General features: G+C 65.1%; 19 protein-coding genes, 1 pseudogene and 1 riboswitch. Of the genes and pseudogenes, 10 read left to right on the forward strand and 10 right to left on the reverse strand.

Features of this window, described 5'->3' with window-relative positions; translation table 11 throughout:
* Positions 1-225: 225 nt before the first annotated feature.
* From ACT9T4_RS18360 to ACT9T4_RS18370, 3 genes are all read right to left on the reverse strand, one after another.
* Entirely contained in the window at positions 226-2,655 is a 2,430-nt protein-coding gene (locus tag ACT9T4_RS18360) for a TonB-dependent siderophore receptor (protein ID WP_499118321.1), read from the reverse strand.
* A 269-nt stretch (positions 2,656-2,924) separates the two neighbouring features.
* A complete protein-coding gene (locus ACT9T4_RS18365; RefSeq protein ID WP_042555082.1) occupies positions 2,925-3,893 on the reverse strand; it encodes a FecR domain-containing protein in 969 nt (322 codons plus the stop codon).
* Positions 3,886-4,425 (reverse strand): sigma-70 family RNA polymerase sigma factor, encoded by a 540-nt coding sequence (locus ACT9T4_RS18370; protein WP_499118323.1) that lies wholly within the window; start codon positions 4,423-4,425, stop codon positions 3,886-3,888. The genes ACT9T4_RS18365 and ACT9T4_RS18370 overlap by 8 nt, the downstream gene beginning before the upstream one ends.
* A gap of 256 nt (positions 4,426-4,681) precedes the next feature.
* Here ACT9T4_RS18370 and ACT9T4_RS18375 point away from each other — a divergent pair, with 256 nt between their 5' ends.
* Entirely contained in the window at positions 4,682-5,686 is a 1,005-nt protein-coding gene (locus ACT9T4_RS18375) for an Ldh family oxidoreductase (RefSeq protein ID WP_499118325.1), read from the forward strand.
* Here ACT9T4_RS18375 and ACT9T4_RS18380 read toward each other — a convergent pair.
* From ACT9T4_RS18380 to ACT9T4_RS18390, 3 genes are all read right to left on the reverse strand, one after another.
* The gene (locus ACT9T4_RS18380; protein ID WP_179539454.1) at positions 5,679-6,200 is read right to left on the reverse strand and encodes a hypothetical protein; all 522 of its coding nucleotides are present in this window, start codon (positions 6,198-6,200) and stop codon (positions 5,679-5,681) included. The two genes, ACT9T4_RS18375 and ACT9T4_RS18380, sit on opposite strands and share 8 nt — an antisense overlap.
* 127 nt (positions 6,201-6,327) lie before the next feature.
* Positions 6,328-6,657 carry a low molecular weight protein tyrosine phosphatase family protein gene (locus tag ACT9T4_RS18385; RefSeq protein WP_499118326.1) on the reverse strand — a complete coding sequence of 110 codons (330 nt, stop codon included), beginning with the start codon at positions 6,655-6,657 and terminating at the stop codon, positions 6,328-6,330.
* Positions 6,654-7,610 (reverse strand): LysR substrate-binding domain-containing protein, encoded by a 957-nt coding sequence (locus tag ACT9T4_RS18390; RefSeq protein ID WP_499118328.1) that lies wholly within the window; start codon positions 7,608-7,610, stop codon positions 6,654-6,656. Before ACT9T4_RS18390 ends, ACT9T4_RS18385 begins: the two co-directional genes overlap by 4 nt.
* Before the next feature lie 106 nt (positions 7,611-7,716).
* On the opposite strand from ACT9T4_RS18390, the gene dsdA reads away from it, so the two are divergent.
* The 7 genes and pseudogenes from dsdA (at position 7,717) to ACT9T4_RS18425 (ending at position 15,280) form a co-directional block, all read left to right on the forward strand.
* Entirely contained in the window at positions 7,717-9,027 is a 1,311-nt protein-coding gene (gene dsdA / locus ACT9T4_RS18395) for a D-serine ammonia-lyase (RefSeq protein ID WP_499118330.1), read from the forward strand.
* Between the two features lie 43 nt (positions 9,028-9,070).
* A complete protein-coding gene (ddpX, locus tag ACT9T4_RS18400; RefSeq protein ID WP_499118332.1) occupies positions 9,071-9,607 on the forward strand; it encodes a D-alanyl-D-alanine dipeptidase in 537 nt (178 codons plus the stop codon).
* 186 nt (positions 9,608-9,793) lie between these two features.
* The gene (locus ACT9T4_RS18405; protein ID WP_499118334.1) at positions 9,794-11,365 is read left to right on the forward strand and encodes an ABC transporter substrate-binding protein; all 1,572 of its coding nucleotides are present in this window, start codon (positions 9,794-9,796) and stop codon (positions 11,363-11,365) included.
* Positions 11,366-11,422: 57 nt separating this feature from the next.
* Positions 11,423-12,440, forward strand: a pseudogene (locus tag ACT9T4_RS18410) (ABC transporter permease).
* Between the two features lies 1 nt (position 12,441).
* Entirely contained in the window at positions 12,442-13,323 is an 882-nt protein-coding gene (gene ddpC / locus ACT9T4_RS18415) for a D,D-dipeptide ABC transporter permease (RefSeq protein WP_499118336.1), read from the forward strand.
* Between the two features lie 2 nt (positions 13,324-13,325).
* Positions 13,326-14,318: an ABC transporter ATP-binding protein gene (locus ACT9T4_RS18420; protein WP_499118338.1), complete on the forward strand. Its 993-nt coding sequence runs from the start codon at positions 13,326-13,328 to the stop codon at positions 14,316-14,318.
* Positions 14,315-15,280, forward strand: a complete 966-nt coding sequence (locus ACT9T4_RS18425) for an oligopeptide/dipeptide ABC transporter ATP-binding protein (RefSeq protein ID WP_499118340.1) — start codon at positions 14,315-14,317, stop codon at positions 15,278-15,280. The genes ACT9T4_RS18420 and ACT9T4_RS18425 overlap by 4 nt, the downstream gene beginning before the upstream one ends.
* Before the next feature lie 21 nt (positions 15,281-15,301).
* Here ACT9T4_RS18425 and cobJ read toward each other — a convergent pair whose 3' ends face one another.
* The 4 genes from cobJ to cobG all read right to left on the reverse strand — a co-directional run bounded on the left by cobJ (position 15,302) and on the right by cobG (position 19,877).
* A complete protein-coding gene (gene cobJ / locus ACT9T4_RS18430) occupies positions 15,302-16,963 on the reverse strand; it encodes a precorrin-3B C(17)-methyltransferase (protein WP_499118342.1) in 1,662 nt (553 codons plus the stop codon).
* A gap of 168 nt (positions 16,964-17,131) precedes the next feature.
* Entirely contained in the window at positions 17,132-17,884 is a 753-nt protein-coding gene (locus tag ACT9T4_RS18435; RefSeq protein ID WP_499118391.1) for a precorrin-2 C(20)-methyltransferase, read from the reverse strand.
* An 8-nt stretch (positions 17,885-17,892) separates the two neighbouring features.
* Positions 17,893-18,525, reverse strand: a complete 633-nt coding sequence (locus ACT9T4_RS18440; protein ID WP_499118344.1) for a precorrin-8X methylmutase — start codon at positions 18,523-18,525, stop codon at positions 17,893-17,895.
* On the reverse strand, positions 18,522-19,877 hold the full coding sequence (gene cobG / locus ACT9T4_RS18445; RefSeq protein WP_499118347.1) for a precorrin-3B synthase: 1,356 nt from the start codon (positions 19,875-19,877) through the stop codon (positions 18,522-18,524). Before cobG ends, ACT9T4_RS18440 begins: the two co-directional genes overlap by 4 nt.
* A 96-nt stretch (positions 19,878-19,973) precedes the next feature.
* Positions 19,974-20,311, reverse strand: a riboswitch (cobalamin riboswitch).
* 135 nt (positions 20,312-20,446) lie between these two features.
* On the opposite strand from cobG, the gene cbiE reads away from it, so the two are divergent.
* Positions 20,447-21,652: a precorrin-6y C5,15-methyltransferase (decarboxylating) subunit CbiE gene (gene cbiE, locus ACT9T4_RS18450; RefSeq protein ID WP_499118349.1), complete on the forward strand. Its 1,206-nt coding sequence runs from the start codon at positions 20,447-20,449 to the stop codon at positions 21,650-21,652.
* Positions 21,649-22,374 carry a cobalt-precorrin-6A reductase gene (locus tag ACT9T4_RS18455; protein WP_499118351.1) on the forward strand — a complete coding sequence of 242 codons (726 nt, stop codon included), beginning with the start codon at positions 21,649-21,651 and terminating at the stop codon, positions 22,372-22,374. The genes cbiE and ACT9T4_RS18455 overlap by 4 nt, the downstream gene beginning before the upstream one ends.
* Positions 22,375-22,390 lie beyond the last annotated feature (16 nt).

Below are 22,390 nucleotides of genomic sequence, written 5' to 3' on the forward strand. Positions count from 1 at the left end.
GGGCTGAAGCCCACCCTACAGGCAGCACGCCTCGCCGCCGGTAACCCCGGTAGGGTGGGCTTCAGCCCACCAGCGCGTTATCCCGCCCTTACGCTCGTGAGGTTGCCGCCAACCGTAACGGCCAGGCGATTGGTGGGCTGAATCCCACCCTACAGGCAGCACGCCTCGCCGCCGGTAACCCCGGTAGGGTGGCCCCGGTCCTGGGTCGGGCTGCGGGCCGCTTTCTCAGAAGCTGTAGCGGGCCGTCACCTTGAAATTGCGTGGGTCGCCGTAGATGTCGTAGGGGTACCACTCGCCGTTGGCCACGCTGGTGTAGTAGGTGCGGTCGAACAGGTTGTTGACGTTGAGCTGCAGATCCAACTGCTCGCTGGCCTTGTACCCGGCCACCAGGCCAACCACGGTGTAGGAACCCTGCTGGTTCTTCCAGGCAGTGGCACCGGTGCCACCTGAAGTACGGATGCGGCTCTGCTGGTAGACATCACCCCCTATGCGCCAGCGCTGCAGCTCCCCGGGCAAGGTGTAGAGCGTCGACAGTTTGAACAGCTGGCGCGGTTTCTTGCGGTCGAAGTCCTCGCCTTCGCGGGCTGCGTTGGCGTCGCTGACATACTTGGTTTGGGTGTAGGTGTAGCCCGCAGCGACCTGCCAGTCGTCGCTCAAGGCGCCCTGGATTTCCAGGTCGATGCCGCGGCTGCGCACCAGCCCGGCGGCCTCGTAGCAGGAGCTGTCAGGCGTGGAACCACAGCCGAGTTGGCCCGTCAGGGTCTGGGCACGATTTTTCTGGTCGATCTGGAACAGTGCCAGGCTGGCATTCAAGGCACCGTCGTAGTATTCGCCCTTGATACCGACTTCGTAGTTCTCACCAACCATCGGCTCCAGCGGTTTTCTGTCCAGGCCGCGATCGTTCTGGGGTTTGAAGATATCGGTGTAGCTGACGTAGACCGAGTGGTTTGTATCCAGGTCATAGACCACACCGGCATAGCGGGTCAGGTTGCGAGTGACCTTGTAATCGCTTTCGCTGCTTTCGCGATCGTCGTATTCGTACCAGTCGACGCGACCGCCGAGGATCAGCGACAACGGTTCGCTCAGGCGCAGGCGGGTCGTGGCGTAGACGCTGTCCTGGGTGGTCAGCTCACCCGTCCAGGAGGGGTCGACCACGATGTTCGGTTTCGCGTGACCACGGGGATTCCAGGCGAAGAGGTCGATGTCGTCATCGATGAAGTCGCTCCAGCTGTCACCCGTGCGGTAAGTCAGCTCACGCTTGCTGGCGCCCACGGTCAGGTCGTGCTCCAGACCGAACAGCTGGAAGGGCCCGCTGAGCGCCAGGTCGTAGCCGACTTCCTTCTGCTCCATGGCCTGTGTCCACAGGTAGTGGCGGTCGTATGCCCAGATCGAAGAAGCCAGCACCTCGGTATCGGTTTTCGCCTGCATCGCTGCCAGGCGCAGCGTCCAGTCGTTGGCGAAACCGTGCTCCAGGGTGGCGAAGTAGCCGGTGGTGCGGTTGTCCGAATACTCCCAGTCATGCCCCAGGAAGGTGTCGCGGGGCAGTCCCAGATGACCGCCGCCACGGGCCATGGGCAATCCGCCCCAGATGTAGTTGCTGTAGTTCTTCTGCCGGTAGGCGCCGAGGGTCAGGGTGGTGCTTTCGCTGAGATCGGCGTCGACCACGCCGTAGAACAGGTCGTGATCGTGTTCGACCGAATCGCGGAAACTCTTGGCGTCCTGCCGGGAGATCACGGTCCGGGCGCGCAGGGTGCCGTTTTCATTGAGCGGGCCGCCGACATCCAGGGTGCCGGTGTAGTTGTCCCAACTGCCGGCGCTGCCGGTAAGCGTGCCTTGAAATTCATGGGTCGGGCGCTTGCGCACCAGGTTGATGGCGCCGGATGGGCTGCCGGCGCCCTGGGCCAGGCCCGTGGCGCCGCGGACGATTTCCACACGGTCGTACATGGCCAGGTTGGCTTCGCCGCTGGGCAGGTAGGTCAGCAGGCTGGTGGGGAAGCCGTCGTACATGACGTTGTCGACATCGAAGCCGCGGGCGCTGAAAGACGGCCTGCCGACACCTCCCGAATTGTTCAGGAAAACGCCGGGTGTGCTCTGTACCACGTCACTGATGCTGGTCATGGCCTTGTCGTCCATGCGCTTGCGGGTGACCACACTGACCGACTGCGGTGTTTCGCGCAGGCTCAGGGGCAGCTTGGTGGCGGTCTGCATGGTGCCGGTGGTGTAGGAGTCACTGTTCTCGGTCGTCGCCGTCAGGCCCTGGCCGGTGATGCTGGTGGCGCCCAGCTCCAAGCCCGCGCCCGCTTCCTGCGGTGTCAGCAGATACAGGCCATTGCCTTGCGGTGCAGCTTGCAGACCGGTGCCTTGCAGCAGTTGCCGCAGCCCGCCTTCCACGCTGGTGGCGGCGTTCAGGCCGGGGCTGCGCAAACCTTCCACCAGGGCTGGCTCGATGGGCAAGGTGATGCCTGCCTGACTGGCGAAGTCGGACAGGGCGCTGCTCAGGTTACCGCCCGGTACCTGATAGGCACGACTCTGCTCGGTTGCCTGCTCGGCGGCCTGCAGCTGGGCCGCAGTGAGGCTGCCGCCCGCGATGATCAGCCCCAGTGCGGCAGCGTATACCGCCCGTGCCAATGGTTGCATGCCCTGCGTCGTCGCCATGTTGCCGTCCCCGCCCAGTGAGAATGATGTGGTTACGGGAGGGACACGCAGCCAGAAGAAAACACGACAATGATTCTCAGAACCAGCTCACGATCTGCTGCGCTTCGGCCCTGCGGCGTCAAAACAGGCTGGATTGCCAGCCCGAACCAGGCGTTCCCGTCGCAATGCTCATGTACAACTCGTAAACACGCGTGCGAGCCCAGTCCGCTTCTTCGCTTGTTTTTGCGGGGGCGCCTGGCCCTGCAGTGCGCTAGCTCGTGAACAGGTTCTTACGCGGTGGCACGCGCGGTGACGGTGACCCAATAGGCCGTGCGGTAGTGGACGCTCACCGGCAGGGTCTGGCTCAGGGCGCGGAGAATCTGGTCGGTATCGCGCAGCTGGAAGGCACCGGAGATCAGCAGCCCGGCCACCGCCGGATCGCAACGCAGCAGACCCGGGCGATAGCGATCCAGCTCGGCGATGAAGTCATCCAGGCGCATCTTTTCTGCACGCAGCACGCCGCTTAGCCAGTCGAGACGATGCTGTGCCAGTGCCACCGCAGGCTCTGCAGTGCGAGCGTTGACGTAGGTCTGCTGGCCGGTCGCCAGACGCAGCAGGCCGTCATCGCCTCGTGACAGCCGCGGACGCACTTCGACAGCACCCTCCAGCGCAGCGAGGTAGGTACTTTGCGGGTATTGGCGCACCAGAGCGCGGCTGCCCAGCAGGACGATTTGCGCGTCGGCGGTATCGACGATGAAGGGCCGCCTGGCCTGCTCACCGGGCACCTCGATGAGCAGCTCGCCGGCGATCAGGCGTACGCGACGAACGCTGTCGTCGTAGGCGATATCGACTGCGCTGCCGGTGTTCAGGCGAAGCTGTCCGCCATCCGGCAGGTGCAGGGTGCGCTGCTCACCGGTGGCGGTGCGCTCGTCCGCCTGCCATTCACGCCAGGGCAGGCTGCGGTGTGCGGCAAGGCCGAGCGGGGCGGCGGCGATCAACAGGGCAAGGGTTTTGAGCACTTGTCGCCGTTGCAGATTGCGTGGGCGCTCCAGGGCCGCCCGTCCGGCGCCTCCGGCAAGCTGTTGGGCATGAGCGCTGAAACGCTCGGCCAGTTGCCAGGCTCGCTCGTGATCGGCATGTCGGGCCCGCCATTCGGCACAGGCAGCATGCTCGGCGGCGCTGACCCCACTGTTCTGTAAACGCACGAACCAGCCGGCCGCCTCACGGGCGATCCGCCGGTCGATGGGCGACTCACTCATGCCTCGCGCCCTGGCTGGCGAGCACGATGCACTCCTCGAAGGCCCGTGCCAGATGGCGCTGCACCGAGCGCACGCTGATGCCGAGCCGACTGGCGATCTCTTCCTGTGTATAACCTTCCAGCTGCGCCATCAGGAACGCCTGCCCGGCCTTGGCGGGCAGTGCGGCAAGTACCTGATCGACCTCGTCGAGCGCTTCGAGCACCAGAGCCTGATGCTCCAGCGATGGCGCCAGCTCTTCCGGTATTTCCGCCAGCGCGGCCAGGTAGGCGTGCTCCAGCGAGCGGCGGCGGTAGAGGTTGATGGTCAGGCGGTTGGCGATGGTGGCCAGGTAGGCGCGGGGCGTCGTGAGGTTCAGTGGCTCGCCCGGGGCATTGCTGAGCAGGCGCACGAAGGTGTCCTGGGCCAGGTCCGCCGCATCGGCGGCATTGCCCAGGCGCTTGCGCAGCCAGCCTTGCAGCCAGCTGTGGTGGTGGCTGTAGAGCTGATCGATGGCCTGGTGCGGGTGGTGAGGTGCCGGTGGAGTGGAATGCACGGGATAGGTTCGGTGGGAATGAGAATTCGTCGCATTCTATCAGTGTAATTATGCACTCGTACAAACAAGGGTGCGGCTGCAGCGCTTCCTGGCTATCGCTGCGCTCAACGCCAGGTTCCGGGACGTTGCAAGCGCTGATCGGACTATGCTGAATTCGTCATCTGCCGGGAGCAAAGGCATCAAGCCAGCGACTGCTTCAGGTCTCACTGTATAACGTCAATCTGGCCCTGCGGCCGCCTCGAACAAGGAGCTCAAGATGATTCGACTGACCCTGGACGAAGCCGAAGAGCTAGCGCTCTCGATCATGCGCCACAACGGCTTCAGCGAAGCCCAGGCGCGGGCAGTGACCGCCACCGTGCTGGCCGGCGAGCGCGACGGCTGCGCCTCCCACGGCCTGTACCGCGTGCTGGGCTGCGTCAGTTCGCTGAAGGCTGGCAAGGTGGTGGCCGATGCCGAGCCCGAGGTGATCGACCAGGCACCCTCGATCGTCCGCGTGGATGCCCGCGGCGGCTTCTCGCAGCTGGCTTTCCAGGCAGGGTTGCCGGTGCTCGAAGAGAAAACCAGGGCCAACGGCATCGCCGCGCTGGCGATCAACCGCTGTGTGCATTTTTCCGCATTGTGGGTAGAGATCGAGGCGCTCACCGAAGCCGGGCTGGTGGCCCTGGCGTGCAATCCCAGCCATGCCTGGGTAGCACCGGCCGGTGGCAGCAAGCCGATCTTCGGCACCAACCCCATCGCCTTTGGCTGGCCGCGCGCCGGCAAGCATCCGTTCATCTTCGACTTCGCCACCAGCGCCATCGCCCGTGGCGACATCGAGTTGCACCGTCGTGCCGGCAAGGCCATCCCGGAGGGCTGGGGCATCGATGCCGACGGCCAGCCGAGTACCGACGCCGAGGCGGTCATGAACGGCGCCATGCTGACCTTTGGCGGGCACAAGGGCTCGGCGCTGGCGGCCATGGTGGAGCTGATCGCCGGGCCGCTGATCGGTGACCTGACCAGCGCCGAGTCCCTGGCCTACGACGCCGGCAGCAAATCGTCGCCCTATCACGGCGAACTGATCATCGCCCTCGACCCGCAGCGCTTTCTCGGTGCGGCTGCCGATCAGCATCTGGCAAGGGCCGAGGCGCTGTTCGACGGCATCGAGGGGCAGGGCGCGCGCCTGCCCTCGCAGCGCCGCTACGATGCCCGCGCACGCAGCCTCATCGACGGTGTACAGATTCCCCAGGCGCTCTACGACGACCTCAAGGCGCTGCTCAATTGATGCTGTAACCGCGCCCGCTCAGGCAAGCACCCAAGGCGCGCCGGTAGTAGTCGGTGGCGCTGGCGGCGGGTGCACTGACGGCGGTAGCCGGGTCGAAACCGCTCTGGCCGACCGCCCAGCTGTGGCACTCGTAGCGGTCGCGGGCCTGCAAGTCCGCGTTCTGACCGCGGGCCGGATAGGCGATCACGTTGTAATTGGCCGCAGGGGCCGCCACGGCTACCGGTGGCGCCTCGACCACGATGTACTGCCTGCGATCGGCGTTCCACATGTAGTAGGTACCGGCCGCGACGAAGTACAGCGCACTGCCGATCCACAGCTCACGAGCGTAGTCCGGCAGGCCATGGCCATGCCGCGGCCCCGGGCCACCCCAGCCTGGTCCCGGGCCGCCATGCCCGTGATATCCGCCCGGCCCCCCAGGACCACCGCCCGGCCCGCCGGGACCAGCCACCGCGTTCAGGGAAAGCGTCGCCAGCAACAGTGCGGCGACGGCGGTACGGGGGAGACTTGCTTTCATCGTGGGCTCCAGAAAATGCGATAGCCCGACCAGCTGGTTGGGCAGAATCGATTATCCAGAGGCCTGTGCAAAGGGACGTCAGGCAGATGTAAAGCTGGTGTAAAGGAGGCTAGAGTCGAGGCTATCGTCAGTCGATGCCAAGAAAGGCAGCGACGCTTTGCTCGAGAATCTGCACCAGCTCAGCGTCCATGTACTGATACTCGTCCGGGATATCCAGAACGTGCAGTGGTTTATGGCTCAGCAGCCGAGCGAAGTCCGCCAGCAGGCGGCTCTTGTGTTTGTGCTCCATGACGAACACCACGTCGGCCCACTGGATATCGCCCGCGCTCACCGTCCTTCGTGCCCTCGGGCTGGTGCCTGCGGAGCGCACGCTGAGCCCTGGATGCTTGCGCCATAGCGTTTCGGCGGTAGGGCTGCGCCACTGATTGCGGCTGCAGATGAACAGAACATGCGTCATGAGTCGTGCCTGTCTGAAGTCGATTGCAGGCGTTGTTTTCTCGCCTCGGCGAAGCGTTTGCACTCGGCCCTGAGCCAGCCGCTGAAAACCGCGACCCGTGGATCGTCAGGCTGGCGGCACAGCAGTACGTAACGTGCAGGGGCTTGCACGCTGGTGTTGAAGACGTTTACCAGGCGTCCGCTTTTCAGCTCGTCGTACACCAGGGCGGTGCGGCCCATCGCAACCCCCTGGTGATTCACCGCTGCGGTAATCGCAAGGCTGGACAGGTTGAACTGCTGCCCACCGATCTGCCCGGCCCACTGCGGGTGCGCGGCTTCCATCCAGGTACGCCATTCGATGAATTCCGGCGCGCCGATCCAGGGTGTGGCGTCGTGCAGCAATTCCACTCCAGCAAGGCTTTCACCCCTGGCGAAGGCGGGGTGCTGGGCCAGGTATTCGGGGCTGGCTACGGCGATCAGGTATTCATCCAGAATGACTTCGGCCGGGATCTGACTGTATTGGACCGGGTCGTAGCGGATGGCGATATCGATGTCGTCGACGCTCATCGCATATTGATCCAGCACCTGATATTCGGCTTTCAGGCGTACCGACAGCTCTGGCCGTTGCCGATGAAAGTCGGTCAGGCGTGGCAGCAGCCACTGCAGCGCCAGCGAGGGCAGGCAACTGAGTTGCAGGGGTGAGTTCGACAGGCTGAGTTGCTCCAGCGTCCGGTCGATGGCGAGGAACGCGGTGGAGATGCTGTCGAAAAGCAACTGGCCCTTGCTGGTCAGTTGGATGCGCCGCGCCTGGCGCACGAACAGGGGATAGCCGAGGCGATCTTCCAACTGACGAATCTGCTGGCTGACCGCGCTCTGGGTCAGGTTGAGGGCCTGGGCGGCGCGGGTGAAGCTCAGCTGACGCGCCGCGATTTCGAAGGATTTGAGCGCGCCGAGATTCGTGGCATTGAGCTGCATAGGTATTAGCCTGGCTAATGGTTACATTAAGAATGACCGCTGTTTTGGCTGCATCGATCGCTCTAGTATTTCGCCAGAGGTCCAGTTTAACTAGAGGCGAACTGCGATGACCGTCCTGCTCGAACCTACCGAGTTATTAGCGAAACTACAATCAAGGGAGCCCCTGCTGTGGCTCAATCCGCAGCTCGGTCAGCCATTGCCCGTCGATGCCCCATCGATCGGCAGGATCCGTTCTGCGCAGGCTCGTTTCGAGCGCTGCGCACCCTTGCTGGCGCTGCTGTTTCCCGAGCTCGAAAGTAGCGCTGGACGGATCGAGTCGCAGCTCATGCCGGCCGACGAGCTGCAGCAGTGTCTGGGCGGCCGCCAGGGGAAATGGTTCATCAAGCGCGACGATGAGCTGCCCATCGCCGGCTCCATCAAGGCCCGTGGTGGCCTGCACGAAATCCTCAGCCATGCCGAAGCCATCGCCATCGACCATGGCCTGTTGCAGCCATACGGCGACAGCCGCGTGCTGGCCAGCGCGGCCGCGCGAGCGCTGTTTTCCCACTACCGCATTGCGGTCGGCAGCACGGGTAACCTGGGGCTGAGCATTGGTGTGATCGCTGCAGCTCTGGGCTTCGATGCCGTGGTTCATATGTCCACCGACGCCAAACAATGGAAGAAGGAGCGTCTCAGGAATCGCGGTGTGCGTGTCGTCGAACATGCCGGCGATTATGCGCAGGCCGTCGCCTCGGGACGTGCGGAAGCCGCGAAGACCCCGCGCTGCCATTTCGTCGATGACGAGCGATCCAGCCTGCTGTTTCTCGGTTATGCCGCCTCCGCCGCGCACCTGGCGACCCAGCTCGCCGAAGCCGGTCGCCGGGTGGACGCTGCTCACCCGCTGTTCGTGCATATCCCTTGTGGTGTGGGCGGCGCGCCCGGTGGCATCGCCTACGGCCTCAAGGCCCTGTTCGGTGACAACGTGCATTGCTTCTTCGCCGAGCCGGTGGCGTCACCCTGCATGCTGGTTCAGCTGGCATCCGGTGGCGAACGGCCCGTGTCGGTCTACGACGTCGGCCTAGACAACCGCACCGATGCCGACGGCCTGGCCGTCGGGCAGGCGTCCTCTCTGGTCGCGCCGCTGATGGCGGCTCAACTGGCTGGCGTATTCACCGTCAGCGATCTGCAGCTCTATGCCCTGCTGCTTGCCGCCAGCAAGGCTCTGGATGTTTCTCTGGAGCCTTCTGCCGCTGCCGGTATCGCCGGCCCGGGCTGGCTCGAGAACAGTGACGAGGGGCTGCGCTACCGAATCGAAAACGGCCTGGATGGCGAGCATCTGCACAACGCGACCCATGTGATCTGGGCCACCGGGGGCTCCCTGGTTCCCGCTGAAGAGCAACTGCGTTTTCTGCAGCGGGCCACGCGTCTGTGTGCCTGAAACCACTGTCTGCCGATCCGCTTCACACGACTGGAGTCTTGCGATGAACAACAGCCCCCTTGTCGAGATAGACGCCCAGCGTCATCAGCTACGAATCGAGATGCTCTATGCCACGGCGGCGAACATGACGGGCAAGGTCATCTACGCCGATGCCCGTTGTCAGCTGCACCGCGACGCCGCCAGCTGTCTAGAGAAAGCCGCTCGGCTGGCCAGGCAGGCCGGGCTGACACTGCTGATCTACGACGCCTATCGACCGCCCTACGCCCAGTACCTGCTCTGGGAGGTATTGCCGGACAACGATTACGTACGTGACCCGCGTATCGGCTCCCACCATAGCCGCGGCGTGGCGGTGGACCTGACCCTGCTGGACGCCAGCGGTACTCCTCTGGACATGGGCAGCGCCTTCGATGCGATGGAGCCGCGATCCCATCATTTCTACCCCGATCTGCCCGAGAGCGTGCAGAAGAACCGCCTGCTGCTGCTCGGGATCATGCTCGGCGCCAGCTTCAGCTGCATTGCCACCGAGTGGTGGCATTACGAGTTGCCAAACGCCGAGGAGTACCCGCTGCTCGAGGCCTGAACGGCCTTGCCAGACCCCGATTCTGGCCATTCGAGGAACCGCAGAGTTCCCGGATACCACTGCGTACGCGCGGCCCGCGTCATCGCCCGACAAGGTCCCTGCGTCGCCCACTTCCTGCAACTGCCGGTTATAGCGCTTACAAAAAACCTTTGAATTTCCATGCATCGAAAGATCGAGGAAACTGGCATGAACAACCTGAACCCCTTCGAATACCCATATCGCACGGTCAAGCGACTGCTTCGCGTCATCTGCACAGTCCTGTTGCTGGGCGTCTGGCAGGCTGCGAGTGCTTCCGCCACCGATACCCTGGTGATCGGCAAGGCGGCGGATCCGCAGACCCTCGATCCGGCCGTGACCATGGACAACAACGACTGGACCATCACCTACCCCGCCTACCAGCGGCTGGTGGGGTACCGCACCGAAGACGGCAAGGGAACCACCGAAGTGGAGGGCGAACTGGCCGAGAGCTGGAGCGTGTCGCCAGACAATCTGGTCTGGGAATTCAAGCTCAAGACCGGCAACAGGTTCGATGACGGCGCGCCAGTCGACGCGGCAGCGGTGAAGTTCACCTTCGACCGGTTGATGGCCCTCAAGCAGGGACCATCCGGTGCGTTTCCCGAGGACATGAGCGTCACGGTGCTGGATCCGCAGACCGTGCGTTTCACCCTCAAGGCGCCCTTCGCCCCCTTTCTGTTCACCCTGGCGCACAACGGTGCATCGATCATCAACCCGGCGGTGCTCGACAAGGGCGTCGACGTGAATACCTGGCTGGCGGGCAATACCGCAGGCTCCGGCCCCTTCCGCCTGAGCAAGTGGCAGAAGGGCCAGTCACTGACCCTCGAGCCCAACAGCCATTTCGCTGGCCCCGCTCCCGCCCTGAAAGCCGTGGTGATCAAGATCATCGGCGAGGCGTCCGTGCGGCGCCTGCAACTGGAGCGCGGCGATCTCGACATCATCGAAGACATGCCTGAGGACCAGCTCACCGCCCTGAGCAGCAAGTCGGGCGTGGTGGTCAGAGAGTTCCCGTCGTTGCGGGTGACCTACCTGTACCTGAACAACAAGCGCGGGCCACTGGCCGATCTCGAGGCGCGGCGAACCATCAGCCAGGCCATGGATTACGACGGCATCGTCAATGGCATTCTCCATGGCAAGGGCAAGTTGCTGAACGGCCCCATCCCGGATGGCATGTGGGGCTACGATGCCAGCTTGCCGACCATGCGTCAGGATCCCCAGGCTGCGCGCGACAGCCTGGGCCGCGTGGCGCAGAAATTCACCCGTCTGAGCTATCTGTATTCCGACAAGGATCCCAACTGGGAGCCCATCGGCCTGACCCTGCAGGCGGCGCTGGCACCTCTGGGCATCAACCTGCGCTTGGAAAAACTCGCCAACGCGACCCTGCGCGAGCGCGTCGATCAGGGCGACTTCGATATCGCCGTGGGCTCCTGGAGCCCCGACTTCGCCGACCCCTACATGTACATGAACTTCTGGTTCGACTCGAACATGCACGGCTTGCAGGGCAACCGCTCCTTCTACAGCAACCCGGAGGTCGACCGGCTGATCCGCGAAGCGGCCTCGACCAGCGATGCTGACCGACGCCTGGCGCTGTACCAGAGCGCGCAGCGGCAGGTGCTCGAAGACAATGTGTACACCTACCTCTATCAGAAGAACTACAGCCTGCCGATGCGTGATGCGGTCAAGGGCTACGTGTTCAATCCCATGCTGGAACAGGTGTTCAACCTGGGTGGCATGAGCAAGTGATGCGGTTCTCGTGCGCCGGTCCGTGGCGGCTGGCGCGCATACTGATAGGGGTTTCCGATGGCCTTCCTGACCTTACTGCGCAAACGTCTGCTCGGCATGATGCTGGTGGTGGCGGGCGTTTCACTGATCACCTTCTCGATCTCGCATCTGATTCCCGGCGATCCCGCCCGCCTCATCGCGGGTGACCGTGCCAGTGATGAACTGGTGGCCGGCATACGTCAGCAACTGGGGCTCGATCTTCCCCTCTACCAGCAGTACGGCCGCTACCTGCTGAACCTGCTGCAGGGCGATCTGGGTACCTCGATCCGCACGGGGCGTCCGGTGCTGGAGGACTTGCAGGCGTTCTTTCCGGCCACACTCGAGCTGGCTCTGGTGGCGCTGACCCTGGCGATTCTGGTGGGGGTTCCGCTGGGCGTGCTGTCTGCGGTCTACCATAACCGCCTGATCGATCAGATCGCCCGGACCCTGGCCGTTACCGGAATCTCCACCCCGGCGTTCTGGCTGGGCATGGGCTTGATCGTGATCTTCTACGGTCACCTCGGTTGGCTGCCGGGCAGCGGGCGCTTGTCCCAGGGGCTGGCTCCGCCCCCCCACCGTTACCGGTTTCTATCTGCTCGACGCGTTGTTCGCCGGCGATGGCCGACTGTTTTTCGATGCGTTGCAGCATCTGCTTCTGCCAGCCATGACGCTGGGCTTCGTGACCCTGGGCGTGGTGGCGCGGCAGATCCGCTCCGCCATGCTCGACCAGCTGGGCGAGGACTACATCCGCACGGCCCGCGCCTACGGCCTTTCGCAATGGACGGTGATCCTCGGCCATGCCCTGCCCAATGCGCTGATTCCTTCGATCACGGTGCTCGGGCTGACCCTCGGCGATCTGCTGTACGGCGCCGTCCTGACCGAAGCGGTCTTCGCCTGGCCGGGTATGGGGGCCTATGTGGTCAGCTCGATCCAGGCCCTGGATTTTCCGGCGGTGATGGGCTTCGCCATTCTGGTGTCGTTCGTCTACGTCGTCCTGAACATGTTCATCGATCTTCTCTACCGGATGGTCGATCCGCGCATCGGCGAGGTGAACTGAGATGACCCTGACTTCGATTGCCGCGCGCCCGTCGCGCTGGCGGCAGACGCTCGCCTACCAGGCTTACCGCATCCGCCGCAGCCCGTTGACCCTGGCAGGCCTGGCGATCACTTCGCTGGTCATGCTGTGCATGATCTTCGCGCCCTGGCTCGCCACCCACGATCCCAATGCCCTCAACCTTTCCGCACGCCTCGCGGCACCATCCGCCGAACACTGGTTCGGCACCGATGAGGTAGGCCGTGACCTGTTCAGCCGCGTGGTATTCGGCAGCCAGCAGTCGGTCGGTGTGGGTCTGTTCGTGGCTTTTACCGCCTGTTTCATCGGCGGCTTGCTGGGGTGCTTTTCCGGGGTGATCGGCGGGCGTTTCGATGCCCTGATGATGCGCCTGATGGACATCATGCTGGCGGTGCCTTCCCTGGTGCTGATCATGGCACTGGCAGCCGCGCTGGGGCCGAGTCTGTTCAATGCCATGCTGGCGATCACCCTGGTGCGCATTCCCTACTATGTGCGCCTGGCCAGGGGACAGGCCCTGAGCATTCGTCAGATGGGCTACGTCAAGGCCGCCCAGACCTTTGGCGCCGGCCGCTGGCATCAGGTGCACTGGCATGTGGCGCGCAATGCGATGCCGCCGCTGCTGGTGCAACTGAGCCTGGACATAGGCAGCGCGATCCTGATGGCCTCGGCACTCGGCTTCATCGGCCTGGGCGCCCAGCAACCCACGGCGGAGTGGGGGGCGATGGTCGCCACCGGCCGTAATTACATCCTCGACAACTGGTGGTACTCGACGTTTCCGGGGCTCGCCATTCTGATCACCGCCACCGGCTTCAATCTGCTGGGTGACGGAGTGCGCGATCTGCTCGATCCACGGCAACAGGGGAAATGATCATGACCGATAGCCCACCGGTGCTGGCCATCGACAACCTGAGTCTGGAATTTCCCGGTTATGGGCACCACGTTCAGGCCCTCAATGGCGTATCCCTGCACGTCGATCCGGGTGAAATCGTTGGTGTGGTGGGGGAGTCCGGCTCTGGCAAGTCGGTTACCGCGATGATGAGCATGCGGCTGCTGTCCCCGCGCACTTACCGGGTTACCGGCGGCAGTTTGAGAATGCTCGATCGGGACATGCTGGCGATGCCGGAGAAGGCGCTGTTGAAGATTCGTGGGCGCGATGCGGCGATGATCTTCCAGGAGCCGATGACGGCCCTCAATCCGACCCGTCGCATTGGTCGGCAGATGCTCGACGTGATCGTCCATCACCAGCGCATCGGCAAGGCCGAGGCGCGCCTCAAGGCCATTGCTCTGCTGCGCGACATGCACATCGCCAGCCCCGAGCAGGTGCTGCAGAGCTACCCCTTCGAGCTGTCCGGGGGCATGCGTCAGCGGGTGATGATCGCCCTGGCGTTTTCCTGCGAACCGAAACTGCTGATCGCCGACGAGCCGACGACCGCCCTCGATGTCACCGTGCAGCGCCAGGTACTCCTGCTGCTGCGGGAAAAGGCACGTCAGCGCGGCACCGCCATTCTGTTGATCACCCATGACATGGCGCTGGTCTCGCAGTTCTGCGATCGGGTGTACGTGATGTACACCGGTGCCGTGGTCGAGCAGGGCCTTACCCGCGAGGTCATGGCCAGCCCGCAGCATCCCTACACCCAGGGCCTGCTGAGCGGCTTGCCGGAAATGGTCGAGCCCGGCCAGCCACTGCTGACCATCCCCGGCCAGGTGCCGAACCTGGCCCATCTGCCGCAGGGCTGTACCTTTCAGGAGCGCTGCCCGCACAGCATGCCGGTGTGCAGCCAACGCTCGAACCTCAATGTCATCGGCAATGACGAGCGGCGCAGGAGCGCCTGCTGGCTGTCGCTCGAGGAGTCACGCACATGAACGCTACCCCTCTCCAGTACGCCCCCGGGAGCGCCTCGGCAATCCTGCAGCTCGACGATGTTCGCGTGCGCTTCCCCGTGTCTCGCGACTGGCTGGGCCGGGCGCGGGGATACGCCCACGCCCTGAACGGCATCGACCTGCAGGTCCGGGCCGGGGAAACCCTTGGCGTGGTCGGCGAGTCCGGTTGTGGAAAAAGTACCCTGGCGCAAGTGCTTATGGGCCTTATCGCGCCCAGCAGTGGCGCCGTCGACTGGGCCGGCGGTGATGCAGGTGGCAGCAACGTGCAGATCGTCTTTCAGGACCCGCAATCGTCCCTCGACCCGCGTCTGCCCATCTGGAAGATCATCACCGAACCGCTGTATGCCAGGGGCAATGTCGACGCTGCCGGCATGCGCGAGGTGGCGGCCAGAGTGGCGGCCCAGGTCGGTATACGCGAGGCGTATCTGGATCGCTTCGCGCACCAGTTCTCCGGTGGTCAGCGGCAACGTATCGCCATCGCTCGCGCCCTGTCGTCGGACCCGGACATCATCGTGCTGGATGAGCCCACCTCGGCGCTGGACATCTCGGTCCAGGCGCAGATTTTGAACCTGCTCGCCGATCTGCAACGGGCCCGTAACCTGACCTACATTCTGATTTCGCACAACGTATCGGTGGTGCGGCACATGGCCAACCGGGTAGCGGTCATGTACCTCGGGCAGATCGTCGAACTCGGCCAGGCCGAGCAGGTGCTGGAACGGCCGCGTCATCCCTACACCCGGCTGCTGCTCGACGCCGTGCCGCGGCTCGGCGTTGCACTGCCGGCCGACCAGCTGGCCGCCCCTGGGGAGCTGCCCGGCAACCGTCTGTTGCCGAAAGGCTGTTTCTTCCGCGAGCGCTGCAGTTTCAGTGGAGTGGGCTGTGAAAGGCCGCAGCCCCTGCAAGGTGACGAGCGACAGGGTGTGCGCTGTCACGTACAGGGTTGAAGATGCCCGCTGGGTGCTCGATCAGGGCAGCTGTGGATAACTGCGCGGCGTATACACCCATTCGCCGCCATCGCCCCTGGGCAGACGGCGGGTCTGGCTGGAGCCGATGATCACCAGGGTGCGCATGTCGACCATGTCCGGGGTCAGCTCGCCGAGGTCGAGCACGCGCAGGGCTTCGGCGGGGCGGCCGATGTCGCGGCCGAGCACCACCACGGTGTCGGGCGTACGGTGCTGGCGGACGATTTCCAGGGCGCGGCCGAGTTGCCAGGGGCGAGCTTTGGAAATCGGGTTGTAGAAGGCCATCGCCAGGTCCGCCGCGCCGGCATGGTCGAGGCGGTTTTCGATCACCGCCCAGGGTTTGAGATTGTCCGACAGGGAGATCAGGCAGAAGTCGTGACCCAGCGGCGCACCGGCCTTGGCGGCGGTGGCCAGGGCAGCGGAGACACCGGGCAGAATTTCCAGCTCGACGCTGTTCCAGTCGATCGGTGCGCCCGCTTCTTCCAACGCCTCCAGCACCGCCGCTGCCATGGCGAATACGCCGGGGTCGCCGGAGGAAATCACCACCACGCGGCGGCCGCTGGCCGCCAGTTCGAAGGCATGGCGGGCCCGTTGCAGCTCTTCACGGTTGTCGCTGCAGTGGCGCACCTGTTCCGGGCGCAACGGCTCGGCCATTTTCACGTAGGTTTCGTAGCCGAGCAGATCTTCGGCTTCGTCCAGCGCGCGGCGAACGGCGGGGGTCATGTGTTCGGCGGCGCCGGGGCCCAGGCCGATCACGCTCAGGCGACCGCGGGGGCGGCCCATGGATTGCGCCGCTTCGGGCGAGTCGGCCTGCAGCACCTGCAGGTTTTCGCTGCGGTGCACCCGAGGTGGCAGTCCATCGTCAGCGCGGACGAAGCGCAGTGGTACGGCGAGCTCGCTGGCGACCTGGGCCAGGCGCTTGTCGCTGATCAGTGCCTGGGGGGCGAGCAGAGCCGCCAGGGATTTCGGCGCCAGGCGCGACTGTTCGAATGCCTGGCGGATGGCCGCGGCAAGGTCATCTGCCTGGTTGACCAGAACGAGTAGCGTGCGTGGATGGATCAGCAGTTCGTCAGGCTGCGCGGGGCGCTGTTCGGTGGTGATCCGTACGGTACGGCCGGCATCTTCGGCCAGCGGCAGGCTGGCATCGTTCAGCCACGGCGCGGTGCCATCGATGCGCAGGCTTTCGCCGCCCAGCAGGTCGGAGACGAAGCGCTTGCCCTGCTCCAGGTCGGCCAGGGCATAACCGCTCGGCGGGTCGAGCAGGCAGGTGCCGAAACGCAGTTCGCCGCTGGTGGTGATGGCCGCGCGGGTCTCCAGTGCCGTGGCGATCTCCCTGGCCATGCGGTTGACGCCGCCCAGGCCGCCGAGCAGCGGCACCACGGCGCTGCCGTCTTCGGCTACGGCCAGCACCGGTGGCTCGGCGCCCTTGCTGGCGAGCAGCGGTGCCAGGCTGCGAATGACGATACCGGCGGCGCACAGGGCGATGATCGGCGTGCCGCTGCGATACAGGCTGCGCAGGGTGTCGCCGAAGTCTTCGTAGGCCTGGTCGGCCTCGACCCGCCCGCGCAGACCATGGATCACGGCCTGTGGATAAAGTGTCTGCATGCGTCGCGCAGTGGCCAGCGCAGAGGGGCCGAGGATGACGATGGCGGGTGAAGAGGTCATGGTTTATCCACTGTCAGGAACAGGCAGGCGAGTTCGCTGCAATCATGTAGGAGCTGGCTTGCCGGCGAAGCGATCCGAACCGCAACACAACTATCGATTTGGCCATCGATATCGCCAGCAAGCTGGCTCCTACGGAAAAGGTGCCTATTGCGAGACAGCTGTTTCGGTTCAACCCCGCCATTTCTCACCGGGCACCACGATCATCGAAAAATACGGCGAGGCCATCGGTTCGACTTCATCCAGCGGCACGATGCGCTGGTTGGCCATGGTCGCCCGCTCCACGTAGTGAGCACGGTCGTGCAGGCCGAGGTCCTGCAGCACCCGGCGGACCTTCTCGAAGTTGCGGCCCAGCTTCATCACCACGGCGGCTTCGGCATCGCGCAGGCGCTCGCGCAGCTCGTCTTCGGGCAGCACGCCGGAAAGCACCGACAGGCTCTGGTTGCGGTACACCAGGGGAACGCCGAGCACCGCCGCGCTACCGAGCATCGAGCACACGCCGGGGATCACGTGGGCCTCGTAGCGCTCGGCCAGGCGGTCATGCAGGTACATGTAGGAGCCGTAGAAGAACGGGTCGCCCTCGCAGATCACCGCCACGTCGCGGCCCGCGTCGAGGTGCTCGGCGACCTGGGCGGCGCAGGTGTCGTAGAAGTCGCTGATCACGTCCTCGTAAGACAGCGGCGGCTCGAGCTTTTCGGTGGTCACCGGGTAGACCAGTGGCAGGCGCTGCTGACTGTCGTCCAGGTGACCTTCGATGATGCCGAAGGCGTTGCCACCCTGGCCGATATTGGCCTTGGCCTTGGCCACGAAGTAGCCGACCACGGGTGACGACTTGAGCAGGCGCAGGGCCTTGAGGGTGATCAGCTCGGGGTCGCCCGGGCCAACGCCCAGGCCCAGCAGGCGGCCTTTGCCGGGGCGGTCCATGCCGGTCATCATTCGACCTCCGTGGCCAGGGCGTTGACCGCGGCGGCGGCCATGGCGCTACCGCCCCGACGGCCCTGCACGATCACGTAGGGCACGCGATGCTCGGCGAAGGTGCTGGCGAGCAGGTCCTTGGACTCAGCAGCGCCCACGAAGCCCACCGGGAAGCCGAGAATCAGCGCTGGTTTGGGGGCGCCTGCAGCGAGCATGTCGAGCAGATAGAACAGCGCGGTGGGGGCGTTGCCGATCACCACCACCGAGCCTTCGAGATGCTCGCGCCAATGCTCCAGGGCCACCGCCGAGCGGGTGTTGCCGAGCTTCTTGGCCAGCTCCGGTACACCCGCATCGTTGAGGGTGCAGATCACCGGATTGCCGGCCTGCAGGCGCGTGCGCGTCACCCCTTCGGCAACCATGCGCGCATCGCAGAGAATCGCCGCGCCATTGGCGAGGGCCTGGCGGCCGGCCGCACCGGCACCCGCGCAGAAGCGTAGATCCTGCACCACATCGACCATGCCGCAGGCGTGGATGACCCGCACCGCGAGCTTCTCGAGATCCGCCGGAATGGCGCTCAGGTCGGCCTCGGCGCGGATGATGGAGAAGGAATGGCGATAGATCTCCTGACCATCGCGGATGTAATCGGTCATCGGGTGAAACTCCGGGTAGCGGTGAGCGAGGCCAGCAATTCGGCGGCGTCGTCAGGTGTCAGGTGGTGGCCCAGCAATTGGCCGAAGCCGGTGCCGAGCGGTTGGCGGGCGAACAAGTCGTAACGACCCTCGGCCACGGCCAATAAGGTGAAAGGTGTGCGATGGGCGGCGGCGCAGGAGCGGCTGCATCCCGTGAGGTGAATGCCCGGCTGCTCGCTGCCAGCGGGTAGCCGGTCGGCCAGGCGCAGGGCATCGGCCTTGGTGTCGGCCTGGCCTTTGGCACAGCCGCTGGCGCCGGTGCAGGCGATGATACGGGTCAGCGGCGCGCTGGCATCGGTCAGCAGGCCGAGTGCGTGCAGGCTGTGCATGACTGCATCGGCAGCCGTCTCGGGGATATTGGTCAGCAATACGCTTTGCCAGGGCGTCAGGCGCAGGCTGCCATCACCGTAACGGCGGGCGAGATCTGCCAGGCCGAGTAACTGTTCGGCATCCAACCGACCGAGCACAGCGGCGGCGCCGATATGCACGAGACCCGGCTGACGCTGCTCATGGATACCGAGATGGGCATTGTCTTGCGCCGGGGTGCGGCGCCAGTTGCCTGCAGGCAGCAGCACATCTCCCAACCGTATCTGCAGACGCTGCAGCAGATCGGCAGGAGAATGGTTTTCCAGCAGATGCCGCATGCGCGTCTGCTCTGGCGTGGCCAGCTCCAGGAACAGGTCGAGCAAGGCGATGATCAGTTCGTGAGCAGAGGCTTGCGGCACGACAGCCAACGCGGCTGCATCTTCTTCTGCGAAGGGCGGGCAGCCGGCCAGCCCGAATGCATAGCCGATACCGCCGTTCAGCGGCAGCGCGCTGAGCCATATATCGTGGTGGTGTTCGAGCATCGCGAGGCGTTCGCCGCCGTCGAGCAGCAGGGCGAACTTCGGCGACAGGGCATGCAGATGCGCTGTGTTTTCCAGCGTCGCCAGCAACTGCATGGCCAGTGGCGAGATATCCACAAGCGCTTGCGGATCCACGCCTGCGGCCGGGCTGACCATCAGGTTGCGCACATCGTCGGCAGCGGGTGAGCGCGGGCCGAGGCCGGCGGCCAGCAACTCGCCGATCAACGCGTCTTCACTGCCGGCGTGGATGCCGCGGATCTGCAGGTTGGCGCGGTTGGTGGCTTCGATCACGCCGCCTGCATGGCGTTGTGCGGCCCTGGCGATGCGCTCAGCTCCGGTGGCATCGAGGCGCCCGCAGGCCAGCTTGATCCGGCAGATGCCGCCGTCCTTCGCCTGCACGATACGCAGCAACCCCGGACAGGCCGAGGGGCGAACAGCAGGGGATGGAATGCAAAAAGCCTGTTTCAACGGATCACCGGGGTCGGGTCACATGGGCATCCGTTCGAGGATAGGCCAGAGAAGGACGAGCTTCTATCACCGGGACACCCCGCCCGGTGTGGGCACATGCGACTGAATCCGTCGGCAGGTCTCCTGGCTCGCAGGTCATGGCGCGTGGCCGGCCTTCCCGGTTTCCCAGTGGCGATTGGCACAGGCGCTCGCTGCTACAGTTGCGGGGGCAGCCACGGCTGAAAACCTGCTCAATATCTGCTGCGCGTCGGCCCTGCTGCGTTAGAAAGCGACTCGAAATGCTCATTTACAGTCGTAAACTCCGCTTTCTCGCCCCTTTCTGCCTTGCATGGCTCTAGCTCGCTAGATATTGAACACGTTTTATATCGTGTTCCCTCTTAGGCCCGCGCCTACGTACCACGCAGCCGACGGACACCGACGAAGGCGCTATTATGCCCGCTTTGCCCACCCGGATGAAAAGCCGTGTGGATCAGCGGCAAGCGCCAAGCCGGAAACAGGTTGCTGACGACTCGTTGGCTTGTCGCTTGAGGCTTGCAGCTTATGGCTGTTTCTAGGATGAGGAAAAACGCATGACACCCTGGCTGACCGTCGTGGGCATTGGCGAAGACGGCTACCCCGGCCTCGGCAAGGCGGCGCGGCATGCGTTGCTGGCCGCCGAGCAGGTGTTCGGTAGCGAGCGCCAACTGGCACTGTTGCCGCACTGTATCCGTGCCACACGCCTGCCCTGGCCGAAGCCGTTTTCCCTGGCCCCGGTATTCGAGCGCCGCGGCACGCCGGTTTGCGTGCTGGCCAGCGGTGACCCGATGTTCTTTGGTGTCGGTGCCAGCCTGGCCCGTGAGCTGCCGAGCGAGGAACTGCACATTCTGCCGGCGCCTTCTTCCTGCTCGCTGGCGGCGGCTCGCCTGGGCTGGCCGTTGCAGAGCACGCCTCTGGTGTCGCTGGTGGGCCGCCCGCTGGCGGCGCTCAATACGCAGATCCATCCCGGCGTGCGCCTGCTGGTCCTGAGCAACGATGGCGAGAGCCCGGCGGCCATCGCCGGATTGTTGCGCGAGCGTGGTTTCGGCCCCAGTCGGCTGAGCGTCTTCGAACACCTGGGCGGTGAGCGCGAGCGGCGTATCGATGGCCTGGCTGATGGCTGGTCGCTGGCTCGCTCCGCTGATCTGAATCTGGTGGCGATCGACTGCGTGGCCGGTGATGACGCCATGCGCCTGCCGCTCACGCCGGGCCTGCCGGACGATGCCTATCGCCACGACGGGCAACTCACCAAACGCGACGTGCGCGCCATCACCCTGGCGCGCTTGGCGCCGCTGCCCGGCGAACTGCTCTGGGACGTGGGAGCCGGCTGCGGCTCCATCGGCATCGAGTGGCTGCGTACCCACCCCGCTTGTCGGGCCATCGCCATCGAGGCCGACGAAGGCCGCCAGGGCCATATCGCCCACAACCGCGATGCCCTTGGCGTGCCGGGCCTGCAACTGGTGGCCGGGCGTGCACCCGAGGCGCTGGCCGGGCTGGCGGCGCCAGACGCCATCTTCATCGGCGGCGGGGTGACTGCGCCCGGCGTGCTGCAAAGCTGCTGGCGCGCGCTCAAGCCCGGCGGTCGGCTGGTGGCCAACGCCGTGACCCTGCAGAGCGAGGCGGCGTTGATCGCCTTTCGTGGCGAAAAGGGCGGCGAGCTGACCCGTATCGAAGTGGCCCAGGCGCGCCCGCTCGGCGGTTTCGACACCTGGCGCGCCGCGTTGCCGATCACCCTGCTGCAGGTCAGCAAGCCGTTATGAGCCGCATCCTGCTACTGGGCGGGATCGGCGAAGCGCTGAACCTCGCCCGGCGCCTCGGCCCGGCGCATGTCTACAGCCTGGCCGGGTTGGGCAAGGTGCCGGATGACCTCGCTTGCCAGGTGCGCGTCGGCGGTTTTGGCGGGGCCGATGGTCTGGCTGCCTTCATCCGCGAGCAGGGTATCGACCTGCTGGTCGACGCCACCCATCCCTACGCCGCGCAGATCAGCCACAACGCCGCCCAGGCCGCGCGACAGGCCGGGATCGCCTGCTGGGCGCTGCGTCGTCCGGGCTGGCAGGCCTCGTCCGAGGATGACTGGCGCGAGGTGTTCGACTGGCCCAGCCTGATCGCCGCGCTTGGCGACTTTCAGCGCCCGCTGTTCACCCTTGGCCGCGAGCCACTGGAGCATCTGCACGAGATTCCCGCCCACCAGCACTGGACGGTGCGCTGCCTGCAGAGCCAGCCTCCCATGCCCCGCGCCGAAGTGATCGGCGCCCGAGGGCCGTTCAGCCTGGACGATGAGCGCGCGCTGTTCGAGCGCCTCGATTGCGATGTGCTGGTGAGCAAGAACAGTGGCAGCGCTGCCACCGAGCACAAGTTGCAGGTGGCCCGTGAGCGTGGTGTGCCGGTGTTGGTGTTGCAGCGGCCGATTTTGCCCGCTGTGGATCGCGAGTTCGCCGAAGCCGAAGTGCTCTGGCAGGCGTTGCTGACCAACGGTGTCTAGCTCACTGCTAGACTGC

Source organism: Pseudomonas sp. SZ40, assembly GCF_052958135.1.

Coding starts and splice junctions, on each gene's coding strand:
- ACT9T4_RS18360 (WP_499118321.1), bottom strand. CDS start 2,655: ATGGCGACGACGCAGGGCATGCAACCATTGGCACGGGCGGTATACGCT.
- ACT9T4_RS18365 (WP_042555082.1), bottom strand. CDS start 3,893: ATGAGTGAGTCGCCCATCGACCGGCGGATCGCCCGTGAGGCGGCCGGC.
- ACT9T4_RS18375 (WP_499118325.1), top strand. CDS start 4,682: ATGATTCGACTGACCCTGGACGAAGCCGAAGAGCTAGCGCTCTCGATC.
- ACT9T4_RS18380 (WP_179539454.1), bottom strand. CDS start 6,200: ATGAAAGCAAGTCTCCCCCGTACCGCCGTCGCCGCACTGTTGCTGGCG.
- ACT9T4_RS18385 (WP_499118326.1), bottom strand. CDS start 6,657: ATGACGCATGTTCTGTTCATCTGCAGCCGCAATCAGTGGCGCAGCCCT.
- ACT9T4_RS18390 (WP_499118328.1), bottom strand. CDS start 7,610: ATGCAGCTCAATGCCACGAATCTCGGCGCGCTCAAATCCTTCGAAATC.
- dsdA (WP_499118330.1), top strand. CDS start 7,717: ATGACCGTCCTGCTCGAACCTACCGAGTTATTAGCGAAACTACAATCA.
- ddpX (WP_499118332.1), top strand. CDS start 9,071: ATGAACAACAGCCCCCTTGTCGAGATAGACGCCCAGCGTCATCAGCTA.
- ACT9T4_RS18405 (WP_499118334.1), top strand. CDS start 9,794: ATGAACAACCTGAACCCCTTCGAATACCCATATCGCACGGTCAAGCGA.
- ddpC (WP_499118336.1), top strand. CDS start 12,442: ATGACCCTGACTTCGATTGCCGCGCGCCCGTCGCGCTGGCGGCAGACG.
- ACT9T4_RS18420 (WP_499118338.1), top strand. CDS start 13,326: ATGACCGATAGCCCACCGGTGCTGGCCATCGACAACCTGAGTCTGGAA.
- ACT9T4_RS18425 (WP_499118340.1), top strand. CDS start 14,315: ATGAACGCTACCCCTCTCCAGTACGCCCCCGGGAGCGCCTCGGCAATC.
- cobJ (WP_499118342.1), bottom strand. CDS start 16,963: ATGACCTCTTCACCCGCCATCGTCATCCTCGGCCCCTCTGCGCTGGCC.
- ACT9T4_RS18435 (WP_499118391.1), bottom strand. CDS start 17,884: ATGGACCGCCCCGGCAAAGGCCGCCTGCTGGGCCTGGGCGTTGGCCCG.
- ACT9T4_RS18440 (WP_499118344.1), bottom strand. CDS start 18,525: ATGACCGATTACATCCGCGATGGTCAGGAGATCTATCGCCATTCCTTC.
- cbiE (WP_499118349.1), top strand. CDS start 20,447: ATGACACCCTGGCTGACCGTCGTGGGCATTGGCGAAGACGGCTACCCC.
- ACT9T4_RS18455 (WP_499118351.1), top strand. CDS start 21,649: ATGAGCCGCATCCTGCTACTGGGCGGGATCGGCGAAGCGCTGAACCTC.